We start from the raw sequence: 21,178 nt of genomic DNA, 5'->3' as shown, positions 1-21,178 counted from the left end.
AATTAAGGGTGGAATTCCATGTTAAAAAACTTACGTTTGGTTATTGTGCTTCTTCTCATATGTGGAGTGGCCTATCCGGTGCTGATGACAGGTTTGGCACAGTTGACGATGTCCGCAAAAGCAGAGGGCAGTTTAATTAAGAATGAATCGGGAGAAATAATCGGTTCCGAAATGATCGGCCAATCGTTTAAAGATTCTCGGTACTTTCAAGGTCGTGTTTCATCTATTGAATATGATGCAGCTAATTCAGGCACGTTAAACTATTCTCCTTCAAATGAGGAGCTCATTGATCGGACAAAAAAAGATATTTCAAAATTTTTAGATGAAAACCCTACTGTCGATAAAGCAGACATACCATCTGATTTAATGACAAATTCGGGGTCAGGGCTTGATCCCAATATTTCTCCTGATGGTGCCAAGGTACAGGTTCCCCGTATTGCCCATGAAAGGGAATTGTCTGAAAAAAAGATATATCTTCTAGTGGAAAAGTATACGAGCAGCCGATCATTTGGATTTTTTGGGGAACCTCGAATTAATGTTTTAGAGTTAAATCTAGCATTGGACAAATTAAAATAAATTTGTTGTAGAGAGAGATTTACTCTCCGATTGCAATAGAACTAATGAGGAGGTGGGATTATGTCGGAACAATTTCGCCGGAAAACATCGGATGAAATTCTAGAGTCGATTTCCAATATCCAAAGGGGAAGGCTGAAAATCATACTTGGCGCTGTGAGCGGTTCGGGGAAGACCTACCATTTGCTTCTTGAAGGAAATGAATTGAAAAAACGAGGGATTGACGTTGTTGTCGGAATAGTCAGCAAGCCCTGTAGTCCTAAAACGCTTAAACAGTTAGGCAGTCTTGAACTTATACCTGCTATAGAATGGGAACAAAACGGACACACTGGGCAGGATCTTGATTTGGAGGGTATTTACAAGCGGAATCCAGAGGTGGTTTTAGTTGATCGATTAGCACATGAAAATCATCGTCATGCAAAAAATCCAACCAGATTGGACGACGTTAAAGAATTAATTAAAAATGAAATCAGTGTCATAACGACCATAAATATTTATGAGTTGAAAGGAGTGAAGGAAGTTGCCGATCAATTCCTGAAACTTCCCTTTCACCTACAAGTTACAGTGCCCGAAGATACCCTAACAAATGCTGATGAAGTACGTCTTTTGGACGTCACCCCTGAAGCCATTTTAAAACGTCTGCAAAAAGGGGAAATCGAGAAGAAAGAGGAAGGGTTGTTACAGTTTTACAACAATGGTAATTTAGCCACTCTTCGGGAATTGTCGCTTCGGTATTTAGCTGAAGAAGTTGAAGAGAATCTGACTGAACAAAGGGAACAAGAGGGTTTATTGGGTCCTTCAGGTGCAACGGAGCGAATCTTGGTCTGTGTGCAATATCATTTGAATGGTTCTATATTAATTAGACGAGGAGATCAAATTGCCAAGCGTTTGGGCGGTGAGTTCATAATAGCTTCCTTTATCTCAAAAACAAGAAAACTCTCTAAAGAGGAAGAAATCTTTAAAAGGTCCATGCAAAAGCTGATCACTAAATTAAAGGGAACGTTTATTGAGATAATAATGAAGGAAGACGAAATAGCCGATGAAATAGTCCGATTTTCCATGCAGCATCAAATAACCCGAATTATCCTAGGCCAATCCAAAAAGTCAGCGTGGGAGGAGATGATCAACGGTTCCATTATCAATAAAATATTGAGAAAATCGAAGAACATTGATGTATTTATTGTAGCAGAAAGGGTTAAAGCATTTGGGGAGAGAATCATCCCTGCAATAAAGACGGAAAAAAGTAGTGGAAATCCATATCACAGACTCACACCTGATGAATTGCATGAAAAAGTCGAAGGGGTGAAAAGAGGGACATTTAAAATTTATATCGGAGCTGCTCCTGGTGTTGGAAAAACATATACCATGCTAAGGGAGGCAAATCACTTAAAAGAAAATGGACTTGATGTGGTGATTGGATTACTGGAGACACATGGGCGAAAAGAAACTGCCTCCCAAGTGGGGAATTTAGAAATCGTGCCTAGAAAGCTCATTCCATATAAAAACGTATTATTGGAGGAAATGGATCTTGATGCCATTATGATACGAAATCCTGAGGTAGTCCTGTTAGATGAATTACCACATACGAACGCACCAGGAATCAAAAATCGAAAAAGATATCAAGATGTAATGACCATATTGAACTCAGGAATTTCGGTAATTTCCACAATGAATATTCAACATATAGAAAGTTTGAATGATAGTGTAAAGCAAATAACAGGTGTTTCAGTTAGAGAAACAGTACCTGACAGCATTCTACAACTAGCGGATGAAATTGAGTTGATCGATATTTCCCCAAAGGCGCTCCGGCAAAGGATGGTAGAGGGGGATATATATGCCATGGATAAAGTGGAACAGTCACTTAGCCATTTCTTCAAGACACAAAACCTAATAGCATTGAGAGAACTTGCACTCCGTGAATTGGCGGATGAAGTGGATGACAGGTTAGAGTCATTAAAACGTAAGGAAGGTGTAAGGGGACCATGGAGAGAAGATGAAGTGATTTTTGTCAGCGTCAACCTAAAAGCGGATTCAGAGCGTCTAATTAGAAGAGGATTCCGCATAGCTTATCGTCTTAAAGCAAATTGGTTTGTTATTTTCGTAAAACATCAAAAAGAGCTGCGGACTGATGAAGAGATGATTCTTGATAAACTCGTAAGCCTAACACATCGATTAGGAGGCCATTTTGTATTGCATACAACCAGGAATAAACGTTCAGTGGTCCATGATATTAAGAAACAATTACATGACAAAAAAGCTACACAAATTATTTTAGGGCAATCAGCAAGAACGAGATGGCAAGAAATGAAGGGAGGGTCAATTGTTGTTCGTCTTTTAAGGGAAGCTAGACACCTTGATGTTTTGATTGTAGCCGATTAAATTTCATATCATGGTAGGTGTTTATTTTGAGAAGATCATTTGGGATTCAGGAACGCTTTATATGTGTTGATTAGGGAAAATATGGTATAATTAATTACAGATTTTTCATTATATTATAAATATAAGGGGTTGCAAATGATGATCACTTTTCCAAAACATGATGTTGAGCAATTTCTACGAACTTTTTCCATTGGTGATTTTGCGGTTAGTCCAGATGAAAAACAACTTGTATTCAGCACGAATTTAAGCGGCAAGTATAATCTATGGGCAATGGATTTACCAAATTCCTTTCCATATCCACTTACATCCATTGATCAAAGCTGCCAAGAGCTGCTATATGATAAAGAGAGCAGGTTTATCATGGCTGGTTTTGATCAGGACGGTAATGAAAATACTCAGTTTTACGGGATTCCTTTGAAGGGCGGGACAATGAAGGAAATTGTCCATCATGAAAATACACGTAATTTCATGCCAAAATTATCGAATGACGGTAAAAAGCTCTATTACACGACATCCAGAGGAAATCCTTCCTTTCTAAATGCCTATTGTTTAGATTTAGAATCAGGACAGGAAACGCTGGTACTGGAGGGGAAAGATGCAGCGACCTATTTATTTGGCTTCAGTCCCGATGAAGAAACCTTACTATACTATAAACACTTTGCTAATACATATACACTTCTTTATGCGAAACGCGGGAACGAAAATATTCTGGTTACCCCGCCTACTGAGAAACAACACACAGTTAGTGACGGTGTTTTTGTTACAGATTCGATGATATATTTATTGACTGATTATGATTCGGACTTTACCTATTTGGCTTCATACAACCTTGAAACAAACCATTTCAGTAAAGTTAAAGAATTGGAGAATGAGAGTTTTAGTGTCTTGAAATATAGTAAAGAGAATCATCTATTATATGTAACCAGCCAAAAGGGTGTAGAGGATCAATTATATGAATTCAATCTGCAAAATGGAGATTGGAGAAATATCCCTGTGCCGTGCAGCGTCATTAATAAACTTGAGGTTGCTTCAACAGGAACGCTTTACTTATTTGGCATGAGCGCAACCAAGCCACATAATATTTACAAAAAAACAGGTGACGAATGGGTATCACTAACTAAATATACTGTACCTGGGGTCGACTCAAATGAATTGGTTGAACCGGACATTATCAAGTACCGTACATTTGATGGCTTGGAAATTGAATCGTTATTTTTTAGGTCAAAAAAGGAGAATGATAATGGTGAAGTCATTTTTTGGCCCCATGGAGGACCTCAAGCGGCAGAACGAAAATCCTTCAGAGCATCTTTTCAATTTTTCCTGAATCAAGGCTACAGTATTTTTGCTCCAAACTTTCGCGGTTCTACTGGTTATGGTTTGGAATTCAAGAAAATGGTAGAAGGAAATTGGGGAAGCGGACCACGCCTTGATAATGTTGCAGGGCTGGATTGGCTGATCGAACAAGGATTTGTACAAAAAGGTAACATTCTATTGATGGGCGGAAGCTTCGGAGGGTATATGGCACTTCTGCTCCACGGACGACATGCGGATTATTTTAAAGCGGTTGTCGATATTTTCGGCCCATCCAACCTATTCTCATTCATCAATTCCGTTCCAGAAGACTGGAAGCCAGTTATGGATCAATGGGTAGGAAACCCGGAAAAAGATAAGGAAAAACTAATCGAGTACTCACCCATCACCTATTTAGATTCCATGACAAAACCAATGCTTGTCATTCAAGGAGCCAACGATCCCCGCGTCGTCAAGGAGGAATCAGATCAAATCGTTCAAGCTCTGAAGGAAAAAGGAAGAGATGTTGATTATATGCTTTTAGAAGATGAAGGGCATGGATTTTCCAAAAAAGAAAATGAAATTGCTGTTTATCAAAAAATTCTCTCATTCTTAAAGCGATTCACAGCAGTGACAGAGAAAGTATAACCCGCATCAAAATATTTCATTTATTTAAATTAGAAACCCTGCCATTCACGTTCAAAGTGATGAAGCGGGGTTTTTCATGTAGGAAAGCTGGATGTTGTTTTAGTTCGGCGGTTTGGGGATTAGTAAAAAATAGGACTTCCTGATGAGTCGTTTTTAGGGGTTCAGCCGAGATACGTGTAAAAAGGGCAGTAGGCTTGCCTTAATTTCCATATCTACGATATAAAAAAATAAAGAAACACGAATTTTATAGACTAAGATATTTTTTGGAAGTAAAAACCTTGATTATTCTGCTTAGGTTAGAAAAAATCAAGGTTGTTTTGTAGAGTGACAATAAAGTATTTAAATTTTTGATATAGTTACTTCATCGCACTTAAAAAGTCGTTTAAATCTAAGAGTTATTTCATAATCGCGCCCGTTAGTGGAAAAGTGAAAAACGTGAAGGAGTTACATGAATAATCCTCAGTTATTTTACTAAAGCTCCCGTGAACCCCAAAAGAAAAACGTCCCCACATCTTGCAGGAGTGCATAATAAACATTTACTTTTCTGCTGAGATTATTAAGACCATAGGTATACAAAGTTCTTCTTTCATTTCGGGAATACTCTAAAACATTTCTTCGTAAGGAATTGGTCACTGGAAGGAGGAGAAAACCTCATCGTTTTCACACCAGAGAAACCGGGAACCTACTTGTATAGCTGCTGGTTGGGAATAATCCGCGGTGTAATTATTGTGAAAGAAGAATAGGAGGAAGTAAATGCTCCATAAAGAAAATCGGTTGTATCCAATGGAGATAGCTGGTTTTTAAAAAAAAAATTAAAAAAATCAATTTGACAGTCACTCTACTACGTGTTACAGCATACCTTGTAGTAAGTAACACTTGATACCGACAGCACTGAATAGTGGAGCGGCAATAATATTTTTAAGAAAAAGTTGACACCTCTGCTACTCAGTGTTACAGTTTAGAAGTAATAAGTAATACTGAATAGTGTGATTTCCCAAAAGCTATTCAGTATAAATTCCCCTCGGAACTACGTTATCATATAAGTCACAAAATAGAGGAGGCTCTGAACATGGAAAATTTAACTGAAATGCTGAAGGGTTCGCTGGAAGGCTGCGTACTGGAAATCATCAGCCGCCATGAAACCTATGGCTACGAGATTACCCGGCGCCTGAACGAGCTTGGGTTTACTGAAGTCGTGGAAGGGACGGTCTACACCATCCTCGTGCGATTAGAAAAGAAAAAACTGGTGAACATTGAAAGGAAACCGTCAGATATGGGGCCACCCCGCAAGTTTTACTCACTTAATGAGGCTGGTCGCCAGGAACTAGAATTATTTTGGGAAAAATGGGATTTTGTATCAACAAAAATCAACGTCTTAAAGTCAATTTAGCTTCATAAGATATTCCGTACGATATTTCTGGAGTGTCTTGTTCAGCTTTATTAAAAAGGAGGAAAAATAACATGATGGAAATGTTCAAAAAAATGATTGGTGATAAAAGGGAGTACAAGATGATGATGGCACGGGTTGAAACCCTGCCAGAGGACTACCAGTTTGTTTTCAAGAAAATTCAAAACTACATGTGGAATTTCTCAGCGGGCAGCGGGATGGATATGCTGCACATGCAGTATGAATTAATCGATTTGTTCGAAGCCGGTGCGGCGGAAGGCAGACAAGTGCTGGAAATCACAGGGGATGACGTGGCGTCCTTTGCCGACGAACTAGTGGCAAACGCTAAAACCTATGTCGCCAAATATCGTGAAGATTTGAATCAAAGTATCATGGAGCGATTGGGAAAAAATAAATTCAATAGATAATGCTTACTGAATAGCTGGTTACAAATGTGAATTGCCACCTTAGCTATTCAGTTATATTTTAACTCGGTAATAAGTTATACAGATTATCAGTCAGACTAAATAGAAGAGAATAGGCAATCTAGCTTCGCAGGGCGCTCGACCGGATAATTACGAAGCTCACAAGCGGCCTTGCTGTGCTTAATATAAGGAGGAAAAAAGTATGAACGATGCAGCGATTTCTGTAAAAGGGTTAAAAAAATCCTTTAAAGACAAGGAAGTCTTAAAAGGGGTGGATTTTGAAGTGCGGCGTGGCGAAATTTTCGCACTGCTGGGCTCAAATGGAGCGGGCAAGACGACGACGGTCAATATCCTCTCGACGCTGATGAAGGCCGATGACGGCGAAGTAAGTATTGGCGGCTTTGACGTCCAGCGTCAACCGGATCATGTTCGCCAGAGCATCAGCCTGACAGGGCAGTTCGCAGCCTTAGACGGCATGCTCACCGGGCGGGAAAACTTGATGATGATCGCCAAGTTGCGGGGAGTTTCCAATCCCGCTCAAGTCGCCGACAATCTGCTTGCAAGATTCAGCCTGACCGATGCGGCCAACCGCCGGGCGGACAAATATTCCGGAGGGATGAAGCGCCGGCTTGACATCGCCATGAGCCTGATCGGGACGCCAGAAGTCATTTTTCTCGACGAACCAACGACAGGGCTTGACCCCGAAGCGCGGATCGAAGTCTGGGATACCGTCAAGGAGCTTGCCGGAGGCGGCACGACCATCTTGCTGACGACCCAGTACCTGGAGGAAGCCGAACAACTGGCCGACCGTATCGCCATCCTGCATGGCGGAAAAATCATCTCGACTGGGACCCTTACCGAACTCAAGGAGATGTTCCCGCCAGCGAAAGTTGAATACATCGAGAAGCAGCCGACATTGGAGGAAATTTTCCTCGCGATCATCGGCAAAAAGGAGGAACTGTAAATGAAAAGCAAAACAGGGGTATTACTAGGGCGTTTAATGCGCAACATCATGCGCAGCCCGGATACAATTATCACGGTTGCAATTACGCCGATTATGATGCTGCTGCTGTTTGTCTACGTATTTGGCGGCGCCATAGAGTCAGGCACGGACAACTACGTCAATTATTTATTGCCGGGAATCTTGCTGATGGCTATCGCATCCGGCGTCGCTTACACTTCCGTGCGGCTGTTTACGGATGTAAAGAGCGGGCTGATGGCGCGTTTCATTACCATGCCCATCAAGCGCTCGTCGGTATTGTGGGCTCACGTGTTGACCTCGCTTGTTTCCAATGCGCTTACTGTCGTGGTGGTAATCCTTGTCGCGCTATTGATGGGCTTCCGTTCCAGCGCTGGTATCCTGGATTGGCTCGCGGTAGCTGGGATACTCGGGCTGTTTACGCTGGCGCTGACATGGCTGGCGATCATTCCCGGATTGACAGCAGGGTCTATGGAAGGGGCGACAGCCTACTCGTACCCGCTGATTTTCCTGCCGTTTATCAGTTCTGCCTTTGTCCCCACCGAAACCATGCCTAAAATTGTCCGTGCGTTCGCTGAGAACCAGCCCGTGACTTCAATCGTGAATGCGATTCGTGCCCTCTTGTATGAAGGGTCTGTCGGCAACGATATCTGGATCGCGCTTGCCTGGTGCGTCGGCATCATGGTCATCGCTTACTTCTTCGCCAGTAAAGTATTTAAACGCCAGTTAGGGTAAGTACACCATTATGGGATTAGCCATATCAATAGTCAGCCGCTGCGATGAATGCATTTGCTATCATATGGAAGACTGCTTACATGCCGGGTAACCATCGATGTAATCATGGAAACCCTCAAAATTGGTGTGAGTGGTGGCTGCTCGATCACTTATCCCAACTCGAGGTTTGCCATGCATGCTTTAGAAGTATTTACAGCGGGTAGTGCTCTTTCGCAGGTGGAGAAATTAAAAGAATAAAGCCCATAGATATAATTGACAGTAAAAGAGTGGATTCCGAGGCAAAACCGCTTTGGTAATCAATGTCATTAACTTAAGGAACTATGGATTACATTTCAGTTGGAATGTGATTCATAGTTTTTTTTCGCTTGAAGGAAAAAATTTTAAGGCCGCACGAAAAGAGAGAGTTTTTCTCCCTTAATCGGATTTTAAGTTGTTTTATTCTATCTTATGCATTAAAAGGTTTTCCTTTTGTATTTGTGATGCCTGTTTTTCGAACTCGTTGTCTGTTCATAGTTCCTTACTAATCTTGTTGTGCAATCGATTATAGAACTGCTCCCGTTCCAATGGCTTTTTCCTCAACCATAATGACAATAAAGTGAATCTCTATTTTTGCACCTTTGATCACCGTATATACACCTTATGACATGATAGTAACAGCTCGTCTGAGCCCACCAATAGTTTGTTTTGTGACTTTTTATCTTCATACTTCACAAAAATATAGTAATCTGAAGTGATGCAATAATAATAAAAGAGCAGACCTTTATGGTGCTGCTCTTTCTTTTTGCTAATATTACAATGCATTAAAGTGTCTGTAATAGATATTTTACAACCTTTCATAATATCCTCTTACGCGAGGGGCAGAAATACTAAAGAAAGTACTGCTGTTTTTTTAATTCTATTTTACAAAAAATTGAAAATCAAATCCTTTATTGATCAATGACGGTCTTAAAAGTTGCTTTTATTGTATTGAGGCTTTTTTCGATATGGGAATGCATTTCCTGTTCGGCTTGTACCGGATCTTTTCTCTGAATGGCTATAAGGATCCGTTCATGATCATCTACAAAATCTGAAAAGTTTTTAAAATGTACTTTTAAAATACTAGTCCTTATATAGAGTATTTTCGTCTTGATAACATCGCATAATTGGATTAATTGATGGTTGTGGGAAGCAAGATCAATAATATCGTGAAATTCCTGATTTAGTTGTGTAAGCTTTTTTGTATCATTCATCTTCACGGCTATTTTAGAGTCATTTATAACTTCAACCAACTTGTTTAATTCTTCGTCAGTGATATTTTGAGTTGCTAATTTAACAGCTAAAGATTCAAGGCTTATTCGACATTGATATACATCAATTATGTCCTGTGCGCTAGGGTTATAGACGGAAATGGCCTTACCATTACGAACGAGTAGGTAATCTTTCAACAACATCTGGAAGGCTTCTCTAATTGTACCCCTGCTAACCCCGATTCTTTCAGCAACCCTGGTTTCGACCAAACGCTCTCCAGGCTGATATTCACCGTCTATAATCATACCCTTCAGGATGTGATATACCTGATTATGAAGCAGTTCAGTTTTCTGTATTTCTTTCATAATAGTGCCCCCTATAAAACATATTAATATCTATTTAACAAATGGCCTTCAATTTATTAGGGTTTTTCAGTTCATAGATATATTTCAATAATAAAAGCTTAAATCCTACTTTAATAGTTCAAATTATAACATATAATATGTTGACGGTTAACCGTTGACATTAAAACAATTGTCAATTATTATAAGAATTATCAAAAAATTAGGAAATTTTTTGTTTGCATTTATATGTAACTATTAAAAAGAGGTGAATGCTCATGGGTGAAGATATAAAACAGGGTGCGTTGAAGGGATTAAAGGTTTTGGAATTAGGAAGTTTGATAGCTGGTCCTTTTGCCGGAAGATTAATGGCCGACTTTGGTGCCGAGGTTATAAAAGTAGAACCTCCAGGAAAGGGGGACCCTATCAGAAATTGGAGATTGCTATATGAGGGCACATCCTTATGGTGGTTTGTTCAATCCAGGAATAAAAAAAGTATTTCATTGGACTTACGCAAAACGGAAGCCCAGGAGATCATTAGGGAATTAACAAAAGAAGTGGATATTATTATTGAAAACTTCAAACCCGGGACTATGGAAAAGTGGGGACTTGGCTATGAGGATTTAAGAAAAATTAATCCTAAGATCATTATGGTCAGGGTATCAGGATATGGTCAAGATGGACCGTACCGAAATAAGCCAGGGTTTGGAAGTATTGGAGAAGCAATGGGGGGGCTCCGTTATTTAACAGGTTATCCTGATAGGCCACCAACAAGGGTTGGAGTTAGTTTGGGAGATTCTGTAACTGGATTATATGCTGTTATGGGGGCACTTATGGCTGTATATCATAGGGACCAACCTGGGGGAGAAGGACAATGTGTTGACGTCGCTCTATATGAATCTATCTTCAGTTTAATGGAAAGTGCAGTTCCAGAGTACGACCATTTTGGAGTGGTTCGTGAAAGAACCGGAAGCACCTTACCAGGAATTGCTCCTTCGAATACATATCCTTGCCGGGATGGGAAATACATTGTAATCGGTGCAAATGGAGATGGCATTTTCAAGAGGCTTATGGACGTTATCAAAAGGCCTGATTTAAGAGATGACCTTAAATTCTCGACGAATGACGGTCGTGTCCAGAATGCTGAGTATCTAGATGAAGTAATTGGTGGTTGGACAATACAACATAATTTAGCTGATGCCTTGGTATTGCTTGACGATTCAGACATACCCGCAGGATCAATTTATAGTGTTGAGGACATGATGCATGATCCACATTTCCTTGCTAGGGAAATGATCTATAAAATGGATGTTGAAGGCCTTGGAAAGCTTAAAGTTCCAGGCATTGTACCCAAGTTGAGCAAAACTCCCGGAAGTATTAATTGGGCTGGTCCAAAACTAGGAGAGCACACAGAAAAGGTTTTAAAGGGGGATTTGGAACTAGCGGAGGATAAATATGATGAGTGGCTCGCTTCCGGGGTTATTTCAGATCATGAAACTATTAAGCTGAAAAAATAGCAGTACAAAATGAGGAGATGAAATAATAATGAACTTACCAAAACGTGTTGAAATCATAGAATCTGGACCAAGGGACGGAATTCAGAATGAAAAAATCTTTATTCCAACTGATTCGAAATTGCAATTGATACATGCGCTGAGTGAGACGGGAATTAAAAGAATGGAGGCTACTTCATTCGTTTCACCCAAACATGTACCACAAATGGCAGATGGAGCCGAAGTTTTTAGAAATATCAACAAACGAGAAGATGTGCAATATATGACATTGATTCCGAATAAGCGGGGATTTGATTTGGCTAAAGATGAAGGGGCAACCAGTCTGGCCTTGTTTGTTGCGGCAAGTGAGACGTTCAATAAAAAAAATGTAAGGATGTCCATTGAAGAGTCCTTATTCCAGTTATCCTCTGTCGTAGAGGAGGCTAAGAAGGAAAATATGTTCATACGATTCCATATCTCAACAGCTTTTTATTGCCCATATGAAGGTCCGGTTCAGGAAGAGACAACCCTTGGTCTAGTTCAGGCATTAGAAAAATTAAATGTGGATGAAATTGTGCTTTGCGATACAATTGGCCGGGCTAATCCTAAGCATGTATATCATTTGTTCGGTAAAACATTGGATCTCTCACCCACTGCAAAAATCACAGCCCATTTCCATGATACTTATGGTTTATCAAAAGCCAACTCATTAGCAGCATTGCAAGCGGGTATCACATCTTTTGATACTTCCATAGGAGGATTAGGTGGTTGTCCCTTTGCGCCGGGGGCGGCAGGAAACGATGCAACTGAAGACTTTGTATTCATGCTTCATGAAATGGGAATAGAGACTGGCATTGATTTTGATAAACTAATGCATTGTGTAACTCTGATAAAAAAAATGACGAATCGTACATTGACTGGTCACCTTCACAAAATAGCAAATCCATTCACCCCAGAAAATAACACCGATGATATTGTAAAACAGAACTCTTAACCGTTTTTCATTCAAATATATATCACTCCCTCCATAAAGAGCAACTTGTGATTTCTCTTCATGATAAGAAATGTAACCGTTTTCTCGGAGAGTTTGAATGGTTTTTAGAAATTTTCCTCAAATCCTTTCGTTTGAAATAGATATGAAGGCTACAAATAAATCATTTACAAGGGGATATGTGAATGGCTATTTTAGGGTTTCTGATGATTGGTACATTTCTTTATTTAGTAATGTCAAAACGAGTTTCAGTTTTAATCGCATTTGCACTTGTGCCGATTATATTTGCACTTATCGGCGGTTTTGGTTTGGAAATAGGGAAAATGATGTTGGATGGAATTGCAAAAGTTACACCGACAGGTATTATGATTGGTTTCTCCATTTTGTATTTTGGTTTGATGATTGATAGAGGCTTATTTGACCCAATGATATCCCGGCTCATTCGTTTTGCAAAAGGAGATCCTCTAAAAATAGTGATGGCCACGTCTTTCATAACTTTAGTAGTTGCTTTGGATGGGGACGGATCTGCAACTTTCATGATAACAGTCACGGCATTGTTGCCAATTTATAAGAGGTTGGGCATGAGCTCACTTACTTTAGCAGGGGTAGTAGCGTTGGGTGCGGGTGTCATGAATATTATTCCATGGGGAGGGCCGCTAGCTAGGGCAATGGTTTCCCTTGGGGCGGAATCCTCCGAATTGTTTAATCCCATTATTCCAGCCATGTTATCTGGAGCTGTATGGGTAGTATTTGTATCGTATATATTTGGTAAGAAAGAACGTAAAAGAATAGGGATTATTAAGATTTCGAACAAAGGCGATTCAATGGAATCGGGAGAAATCGCGGCAACACTAGAAATGTCATCAAGTCTACCGAAACTCTATTGGTTCAATTTAATCTTAACCATTTCTTTGATTGTTGCTTTAATAATGGAAATAATTCCAGTTCCCGTCTTATTTATTGTTGCGTTCGCCATTGCTTTGTTAGTGAATTTTCCCGACGTGAAAAAACAGCAAGAACAAATTGCTTCTCATGCCCAAAGTATGGTTATGGTCTGTACTACCATATTCGCTGCTGGCATTTTCACAGGAATTCTTTCTGGAACTAAGATGATTGACGCAATGGCTGTTTCTATGGTTTCAGCCATACCGGATTGGCTGGGAGGACATCTGCCAATCCTGGTAGCCGTGGTCAGTATGCCCTTAAGTTTAATTTTTTCTCCTGATGCCTTTTATTATGGGCTACTTCCGGTCCTTAGTGAGGCCGGGGCAGCCTTTGGAGTTCACCCAATAGAAATTGGCAGGGCTGCTTTATTAGGGAACGGAACAACGGGTTTTCCCTTGAGTCCATTGAATCCGTCTGTTTTTGTCCTCATTGGATTATGTAAGGTCGATTTAGGAGATCTGCAGAAAAAGATTTTTTTCTGGGCTTTTGGAAGTACTATCGTGATGACAATCGTGGCATTGCTTACAGGGGCAATACCTTTTTAAAAAAGACAGGTTAAAAAATTCAATTTGGGAGTGATTCAATGTTACCTCTTGAGGGAATTACGGTTGTATCATTAGAACAGGCGGTGGCAGCTCCCTTTGCCTCTCGCCAATTAGCAGACTTGGGAGCACGTGTGATAAAGGTAGAAAGGCCTGGATCTGGAGACTTTGCACGTAACTATGATTCAACCGTTCACGGTATGTCGAGCCACTTTGTCTGGCTCAATCGATCGAAAGAATCCTTGACGCTTGATCTAAAACAGGATGGAGCAAAGATGGTTTTGGATAAACTGCTTTCGGAGGCGGATGTATTCATTCAAAACCTGGCACCCGGTGCTGTTGATCGACTTGGTTTTCGTTCCGATGTCCTCAAAGAAAAATATCCTCATCTAGTGATTTGCGGAATTTCTGGTTATGGTACGTTTGGTCCTTATATGGATAAAAAGGCATACGATTTACTCATTCAATGTGAGGCAGGAGTCGTTTCCATTACTGGAACAGAAGACACTCCATCGAAAACAGGCATATCGATTGCGGATATTGCAGCAGGTATGTATGCGTACTCTGGTATATTAACTGCACTTATTTCCCGTTTTAGGACAGGTAAGGGAAAGGTGCTGGAGGTTTCAATGCTGGAGGCGTTGGGAGAATGGATGGGATATCCACTATACTATTCTGGGTATGGTGGGACGGATCCGAAGCGAACTGGGGCAAATCACGCAACGATTTATCCTTATGGTCCGTTCCTTGCAGGGGATGGAAAATCAGTATTCTTGGGCATTCAAAATGAGCGGGAGTGGAAAAGCTTTTGTACACAAGTGTTAGAAAAATCTGAATTAACTACTGATAGAAGGTTTCATAGTAATGCATTCCGAGTTTCTAATAGCAGTATTCTCAAGGAAATGATTGACGCTGTTTTTCAAAAAATGAACTCGAGTGAGATCATTGAAAAACTTGAAAATGCAAAAATTGCGAATGCCCATTTAAATACGGTAGAGGAATTCATCAACCATCCACAATTGAAGATCCGGAAACGTTGGCGAGAAGTCGATTCTCCTGCTGGAAAAATAAATGCACTCATCCCCCCTGTTACCTTCGAAGATGTGGAGCCGGTCATGAATCCTATACCGGATGTTGGCGAGCATACAGAGTCTATCCTAAAGGAGTTTGGATTTGAAAACCAAATCATCGGAAAAATATAAGGCATTCACTTCCTAATGATGGAAACAAGAAAAGGGGTGAGGTTATGATTCCTCGGACATGGATGTTCATTCCTGGATCTGATGAAAAGAAATTAAAGAAAGTGCAGCAATTATGTGCCGATGTATTCATTTATGATTTAGAAGATGCTGTTTCTCCAGAAGGAAAAAAAGATGCAAGAGCGTTAGTAAGGAAATTTATCAAAGTAAATCAGGAAAAGGAAAATTTCATCAGAATAAATGGATTCCACACACCATATTTTTACGATGATTTACTTGATCTAATTGATTCCGGCTTGACAGGAATTGTACTTCCGAAAGCTGAGACCAAAGAAGAAATTATGTCCTTAGATCATTTATTAGTTGAAAGGGAATCTAAAAAGAATCTAAATAAAGGCCAAATAAAAATTGTACCTTTAATAGAGTCGGCTTTAGGATTATACAATTCTTTTGAAATCGCATCAGCTAGTCAGAGAGTTCAGCAGCTTGCATTCGGTTCCATGGACTATGCATTCGATATAAAAGCAATAATAACGAAGAATGCCCATGAATTGCTCTATGCAAGATCCCAATTGGTTGTTACTTCCAGGGCTGCGGGAGTTGGACCTCCTATTGACACGGTTTTTGTTGATATTAAAGATCATAAAGGCTTTCTAGCCGAAACCCAGCTTGTTAAGGAGCTTGGATTTCAAGGGAAATTAATCATTCACCCTGATCAGGTCGATCTTGTAAACCAGGTATTTGCCCCTAGCCCTGAAGAAATCGAGGAAGCAGAAGGAATTGTAAGAGCGTTCGAACAGGCATTAGCCAAAGGGGAAGGCGTTTTGCAGCTTGAAGGGAATATGATTGACCTTCCAATTGTAGAACGTGCTAGGCGTACCCTTCAATCAGTTAATTTATATCAATCGTGACGATCAAGTATTGCTCCAATTCCTACTGGAGCTTGAAGGGAGGACTTTATTATGAAGAAGATTAGAATTGGTTCAGGTGCAGGATACGCAGGCGATCGAATTGAGCCGGCGATGGAATTAATTCAAAAAGGAGATTTGGATTATATCATCTTTGAATGCTTAGCAGAAAGAACAATTGCCCTTGCACAGCAGGAGAAAATGAAAAATCCAGATAAGGGGTACAACCATTTATTGAAGTATCGTATGGATAAGGTTCTATCTCTGTGTGTCGAGAATAATGTCACATTAATCACCAATATGGGAGCAGCAAACCCTCTCGCAGCCGCTAAGGTTGTTAAGCATTTAGCAGAGGAAAAAGGCATCAGTAATTTAAAAATAGCAGCTGTAAGTGGGGATGATATATATCCGAGCATTGGGAAGTACATGGATTGCACAATTATTGAAACTGGGGTCCCATTGAAAGAGTTGAAGTCTTCCATAATTTCTGCAAATGCCTATATCGGTATTTCTGGGATTGTTACTGCTTTGCGGGAAGGGGCAGACATTGTAATTACGGGCCGGGTATCAGATCCTTCATTAGTAGTTGCACCACTTAAGCATGAATTTGGTTGGCTGGATACAGACCATGAGCTACTTGGTAAGGGGACAGCCGCTGGTCATTTACTCGAGTGTGCAGCCCAAGTGACCGGTGGTTATTTCGCAGATCCGGGGTATAAGGAAGTTCCGGACTTATGGAATGTCGGTTATCCCATCGCCGAAGTACAGGAAAATGGGGACTTTTTCGTAACCAAGCTTGAGGATTCGGGAGGCATGGTTACGACTGCTACCGTAAAGGAACAGGTTGTATATGAAATTCACGACCCAACCCGATATCTTACTCCCGATGTTATCGCTGATTTTTCTCAAATAGAAGTGATAGAAAAAGAAACAAACCAAGTGCATATTAAGGGAGTGTCTGGAAAAGAGAAGAGCGGTTACTATAAAACGAGCATCGGCTATTTGGACGGATACATAGTTGAAGCAGAAATTAGTTACGGTGGTTCGGGTTGTTTGGGAAGGTCAAGACTGGCGGAAGAAGTAGTGAGACAACGGTTGATTCAGGCCAATATTGAAATTCAAGAAATGAGAATCGATCATATTGGTTCTAATTCTTTATATGGATCTTCTATTTCGGCACCTTTGAATTACAGAGAAAGTCTATCGGAGGTACGATTAAGGGTGGCAGCCAGAACTGCTGATAAAGGAGCCGCTAATTTAATTGGCCAAGAGGTGGAAGCTCTATATACTAATGGGCCTGCTGGAGGCGGTGGTGTGCGGGTTAGTGTCCAAGAGGTTGTATCAATTGCCTCTATTCTTATTCCTAGCGAAGATATTACAATCAATGTAACGTACGAGGAGGTCGACAAGATTGAAACTCAAGCAAGTCACGCACTCTAGATCAGGGGATAAAGGAAATATTTCAAATGTTTCCGTCATCGTCTATCGTATGGAAGATTATGAAAAAGTAAAAAAACAGGTAACAGCAGAAAAGGTTAAGGAATACTTTCATGAAATAGTGAAGGGTGACGTGGTTAGGTATGAACTGCCAAAAATTGGAGCATTGAATTTTGTCATGCAGAACGCACTAGGCGGAGGCGTTACAAAATCACTTACTTTGGATCGGCATGGAAAAAGCTTGAGCTCAGCTCTAATGGATATGGAAATCGATATGGAAGCCAATGTAAACAACTCAAATTATTAATATTCATACGAAGGCGAGCCAATTCAGGGGCTCGTTTTTTGTATTTTAAAATTTGGGGGACGATATAAGCTATATAACCATTCTAGTAGATATTCTTTTGAACTCCGACCTAATATTTAAGCTTTCAATTTGTTTTTCATCATTTGGCTTATACATTCCGATCGCTACCTTAAAGTTATTCCATCACTGCTTGGTTAGTATAAGTTGAAGAGCAAAGAGAGCTGCAGGGTACCTTTCTCTTTCCGTAAAGAATGAAAATCCATTTTAAAAAAATTGCTGACAAACACAGTTTTACTGAACTTTTTCCATTGGTGATTTTGCGGTTGATGAAAAACAGCTTGTTTTCAGCACGAATATAAGCAGCAAGTATTCTATGGGCAATAGATTTACCAAATTCCTTTCCATATCCACTTACATCCATTGATCAAAGCTGTCAAGAGCTGTTATATGATAGGAAGAGTAGGTTCATTATGGCTGGTTTTGATCAGGAAGGTAATGAAAATACTCAATTTTACGGGATTAAAGGCCGGGACAATGAAGGAAATTGACCATCATGAGGATACCCAAAATCCTGCATCAATCATTCTAGGCATTTATAATATTACAAAACCCTGCCATTCACGGTCAAAGTGACGTAGCAGGGTTTTTACCTTTAGATCCAGCTTGTTGGCAACGGTAGGGGGATTTGATCCCGTTCAAATTAGTAAAACAGAAAAATATTTTTCATCTTACAGAGAAGGGTAAAATATTCTGATATCAATTTTGAATCATGAGCATTTCATTATAGATTAAGTTTTGTCTAAGCTCAGTTGCTGTTTTTGTGGATATTCGATCCTCTTCAACCATTTGCTGAATGATATCCCGTTCGATTTGCATCGCATTCAACTGGAAATGACTCACCATCTCGTGTAAGCGATTTGCTTCTTTAGCACTTAAAGTTCCGAAAGGATTCAGGTAACGATTATATCTTTGAATGACAAACATGACTTCATGTCGGTTTTCTGGTGTAGTTTGTTGTTTGATTAACGAAATGGCTTCCTTTGAAGCTTCTTTTTGAGCTTTACGGAACTCCCGGATCAGTTCCGAGTTTTTATCCAAAGAGTCCTCCAATTTTGCTTCCCATTTTTTATCCCATTTGACATTGAGCTTTTTCTTGAAAAGAAATGCCTGCAAAAAAATCCACGCTCTTTGTAGGTATGATTTTTGCATGTAATTTAATGTTCTTGAAATATACACTTTATATAGCTCAAAGGTTGTTTCCGATACAGTCCCTTTTTCGACTAATCCAGAAACGACTTCCAATTCCGCATTGGCCCCTAGCTCCACTAAGTTCTGTATTGTCCGATTGTCCGGTCTATTCGTAATGCCTCGTTCCAAATCTATCAGTTGTTCATTTAAATCATCCATTACTTGATAAACCGCTTTTTGATTGTCCATGTTGGTATCTTTGCTCAGCTGATTGATCGTTTTTGTTAATACAATTTTATAAGCTTCCTCAGAGGTTAGGCGTTCATCTGCATATTCAGCCTGTGTCTTTACTAGTATCGGCAAGAGTACCGTTGCCAAGAAGACGCTTAACAAAATAACGCAAGCTGCGATAAACAAGACAGTATTACGCATAGGGAATAAGGTGTCATCCGGCATAAAGTATGGCAAGGATAAAGCGGTAGCTAATGTAATGGTTCCGTGAATGCCGCAAACGGATGTCAATAATGCATATCGTGATCTTGTAACATTCTCGGTGACTTTGATCTCTTCGCGATGAATCCGGGACATAATGAATTGCTCTAATGGATTCACTCTGTTTTTTGTGAAAGTATCATGGAGGATGTATACCCAAATGAAGCGGATCACCAATAATAAAAGAACGATCAATACACTTATTCCAAAGAGAGCACCCCTATTTAAGTTGGACTCGATTTCCTGATAAACGCTCGGCAACATAAATCCTAATAAAGTAAATGCAAGCCCATTCAGTAGATAACCTAATACTGACCATGTATTGGTCGATACAATTTGCAATTTAGTTGTGGAACTCTGAAGGCGATCCCGCTCAATGCCATGAATGACACCTGCTGAAACCACTGCCAGGATTCCGGAAACATGGAATTCTTCAGCTGCCATATATATGACAAAAGGTGTAATCAGTTCGATAACGATAGACATGGAGATTTCTTCAAGTCCATGAACCCGTAAAAACAATCGTAATTTAACGATTAAATAGCCGAAAAGGAGGCCAATCATGATTCCGCCTAAGGCCACAAATATAAAATTAAGCGAAGCGTTTTTTATAGAAAAAACCCCTGTTAAAGCAGCTGTCAAGGCAACTTTAAAAGCAACGATTCCGGCGGCATCATTGAAAAGTGATTCTCCTTCAAGGATCGGCATCATATTTCCCGGCAACTTCAAACCTTTTGTAATCGAGTGCACCGCTACAGCATCCGTAGGGGTAATTGCGGCTGCCAAAGCAAAAGCAACAGCCATTGGCATATCCGGTATTAACCAGTGTATGAAATACCCTCCTGCAAACACAGTCACAAATACCAACCCAAAAGCCAATAACAAAATAGGCTTGCGCAATTCAAGCATTTCTTTTCGGGAGGTATTTTTCCCTTCTGTAAAGAGTAGTGGAGCTATGACACAAATCATAAATAATTCCGAATGAAAATCCAACGATAAGCGAAGTGGCAATAATGAAAGGGCTGCTCCGATGGCTATCTGGTAAATCGGTAGTGGAATACGAGACCATTTGGCATTTAATACCGTAGCGAGTATTATGGAAACTAATAATCCGAGCAAAGTGATCAAAAACGACATAGAGTCCTCCTATCTTTTCTTATAGTCTAGTCTGCGGGCCCAACCAAATGTTCCTTTATTAAAAGGATAAAAAAAACAGGGGCATTTTAAAGTGATTATCAATCCTTTAAAAAAGAACCCCTACTATATAAGTATTGTATTTATATTCAGCATCCATCTTACTGACATGCAGGCATATTTTGTTCAAGAAAAGAGTGCTTAGACAAAAACTTATGTTACTAACATACCCGCCTACGGAATCGTTAATCCTGTCAACATCAATAATTATGGATCAAGTCAGTTACGTTGAAGGATGGCCAAGCTCACGAGCTTTGTAGAGTAAATCTTCAGTAATACAGTTGGTACCATATATAAAGCAATTTAAGCGATTCGGCAATGATAAATCGTCCATAATGTATTAATAAGTTTGTAGGCTAAGGAATACAAATCATAAGTGAGGTTCCCCATTAATGGCAGATCATATGTGGCGTGAAGAATGTTATTATTTAACAAAACTCGCTGAATCGACAAACACTTTCTTTAGGTGATTTAAATCATTCATCTTTAGAAGAAACA

17 protein-coding genes and 1 pseudogene are annotated in these 21,178 nt (G+C 40.0%); 16 read left to right on the top strand and 2 right to left on the bottom strand.

Going from position 1 to position 21,178, the window contains the following annotated elements; all coding sequences use genetic code 11:
- Nucleotides 1-18 precede the first annotated feature (18 nt).
- The 8 genes from kdpC (at nucleotide 19) to ACQKMH_RS10045 (ending at nucleotide 8,653) form a co-directional block, all read left to right on the top strand.
- Nucleotides 19-576: a potassium-transporting ATPase subunit KdpC gene (kdpC, locus tag ACQKMH_RS10080; RefSeq protein WP_427587248.1), complete on the top strand. Its 558-nt coding sequence runs from the start codon at nucleotides 19-21 to the stop codon at nucleotides 574-576.
- 60 nt (nucleotides 577-636) lie between these two features.
- Nucleotides 637-2,952 carry a universal stress protein gene (locus tag ACQKMH_RS10075; RefSeq protein WP_427587247.1) on the top strand — a complete coding sequence of 772 codons (2,316 nt, stop codon included), beginning with the start codon at nucleotides 637-639 and terminating at the stop codon, nucleotides 2,950-2,952.
- 138 nt (nucleotides 2,953-3,090) lie between these two features.
- On the top strand, nucleotides 3,091-4,890 hold the full coding sequence (locus tag ACQKMH_RS10070) for a S9 family peptidase (RefSeq protein ID WP_427587565.1): 1,800 nt from the start codon (nucleotides 3,091-3,093) through the stop codon (nucleotides 4,888-4,890).
- Nucleotides 4,891-5,959: 1,069 nt separating this feature from the next.
- Nucleotides 5,960-6,280: a PadR family transcriptional regulator gene (locus tag ACQKMH_RS10065; RefSeq protein WP_427587246.1), complete on the top strand. Its 321-nt coding sequence runs from the start codon at nucleotides 5,960-5,962 to the stop codon at nucleotides 6,278-6,280.
- Between the two features lie 71 nt (nucleotides 6,281-6,351).
- Entirely contained in the window at nucleotides 6,352-6,705 is a 354-nt protein-coding gene (locus ACQKMH_RS10060) for a DUF1048 domain-containing protein (RefSeq protein ID WP_427587245.1), read from the top strand.
- Between the two features lie 199 nt (nucleotides 6,706-6,904).
- Nucleotides 6,905-7,666, top strand: coding sequence for an ABC transporter ATP-binding protein (locus ACQKMH_RS10055; protein WP_427587244.1), 762 nt, complete (start codon nucleotides 6,905-6,907; stop codon nucleotides 7,664-7,666).
- Nucleotides 7,667-8,416, top strand: a complete 750-nt coding sequence (locus ACQKMH_RS10050) for an ABC transporter permease (protein WP_427587243.1) — start codon at nucleotides 7,667-7,669, stop codon at nucleotides 8,414-8,416. It begins immediately after the preceding gene.
- A gap of 48 nt (nucleotides 8,417-8,464) precedes the next feature.
- Nucleotides 8,465-8,653: a carboxymuconolactone decarboxylase family protein gene (locus tag ACQKMH_RS10045; RefSeq protein WP_427587242.1), complete on the top strand. Its 189-nt coding sequence runs from the start codon at nucleotides 8,465-8,467 to the stop codon at nucleotides 8,651-8,653.
- A gap of 689 nt (nucleotides 8,654-9,342) precedes the next feature.
- On the opposite strand, the gene ACQKMH_RS10040 is transcribed toward ACQKMH_RS10045, so the two are convergent.
- On the bottom strand, nucleotides 9,343-10,008 hold the full coding sequence (locus tag ACQKMH_RS10040; RefSeq protein ID WP_427587241.1) for a GntR family transcriptional regulator: 666 nt from the start codon (nucleotides 10,006-10,008) through the stop codon (nucleotides 9,343-9,345).
- 254 nt (nucleotides 10,009-10,262) lie between these two features.
- Here ACQKMH_RS10040 and ACQKMH_RS10035 point away from each other — a divergent pair, with 254 nt between their 5' ends.
- The 7 genes from ACQKMH_RS10035 (at nucleotide 10,263) to ACQKMH_RS10005 (ending at nucleotide 17,806) form a co-directional block, all read left to right on the top strand.
- A complete protein-coding gene (locus ACQKMH_RS10035) occupies nucleotides 10,263-11,501 on the top strand; it encodes a CaiB/BaiF CoA transferase family protein (RefSeq protein WP_427587240.1) in 1,239 nt (412 codons plus the stop codon).
- Nucleotides 11,502-11,529: 28 nt separating this feature from the next.
- Nucleotides 11,530-12,471, top strand: a complete 942-nt coding sequence (locus ACQKMH_RS10030; protein WP_427587239.1) for a hydroxymethylglutaryl-CoA lyase — start codon at nucleotides 11,530-11,532, stop codon at nucleotides 12,469-12,471.
- 182 nt (nucleotides 12,472-12,653) lie between these two features.
- Complete coding sequence (locus tag ACQKMH_RS10025) at nucleotides 12,654-13,958, top strand: CitMHS family transporter (protein ID WP_427587238.1); 1,305 nt, start codon at nucleotides 12,654-12,656, stop codon at nucleotides 13,956-13,958.
- A 38-nt stretch (nucleotides 13,959-13,996) separates the two neighbouring features.
- Entirely contained in the window at nucleotides 13,997-15,157 is a 1,161-nt protein-coding gene (locus tag ACQKMH_RS10020; RefSeq protein WP_427587236.1) for a CaiB/BaiF CoA transferase family protein, read from the top strand.
- Between the two features lie 44 nt (nucleotides 15,158-15,201).
- Nucleotides 15,202-16,065, top strand: a complete 864-nt coding sequence (locus tag ACQKMH_RS10015; protein ID WP_427587235.1) for an HpcH/HpaI aldolase/citrate lyase family protein — start codon at nucleotides 15,202-15,204, stop codon at nucleotides 16,063-16,065.
- Between the two features lie 51 nt (nucleotides 16,066-16,116).
- Complete coding sequence (locus tag ACQKMH_RS10010; protein ID WP_427587234.1) at nucleotides 16,117-17,502, top strand: acyclic terpene utilization AtuA family protein; 1,386 nt, start codon at nucleotides 16,117-16,119, stop codon at nucleotides 17,500-17,502.
- Nucleotides 17,474-17,806: an AtuA-related protein gene (locus ACQKMH_RS10005; RefSeq protein ID WP_427587233.1), complete on the top strand. Its 333-nt coding sequence runs from the start codon at nucleotides 17,474-17,476 to the stop codon at nucleotides 17,804-17,806. Before ACQKMH_RS10010 ends, ACQKMH_RS10005 begins: the two co-directional genes overlap by 29 nt.
- Nucleotides 17,807-18,562: 756 nt before the next feature.
- Here ACQKMH_RS10005 and ACQKMH_RS10000 read toward each other — a convergent pair.
- Nucleotides 18,563-20,623 (bottom strand): Na+/H+ antiporter, encoded by a 2,061-nt coding sequence (locus ACQKMH_RS10000; RefSeq protein WP_427587232.1) that lies wholly within the window; start codon nucleotides 20,621-20,623, stop codon nucleotides 18,563-18,565.
- Nucleotides 20,624-21,063: 440 nt separating this feature from the next.
- On the opposite strand from ACQKMH_RS10000, the pseudogene ACQKMH_RS09995 reads away from it, so the two are divergent.
- Nucleotides 21,064-21,150 (top strand): annotated as a pseudogene (locus ACQKMH_RS09995) (DUF2935 domain-containing protein); the annotation flags it as partial.
- Nucleotides 21,151-21,178: the final 28 nt, after the last annotated feature.

Origin of the sequence: Peribacillus sp. NPDC097895, assembly GCF_050277555.1 — a bacterium.
Classification (GTDB): Bacteria; Bacillota; Bacilli; order Bacillales; family DSM-1321; genus Peribacillus.
Note: the sequence above shows the minus strand (reverse complement) of the source record. Positions and strands in the feature narration are given on the sequence as shown.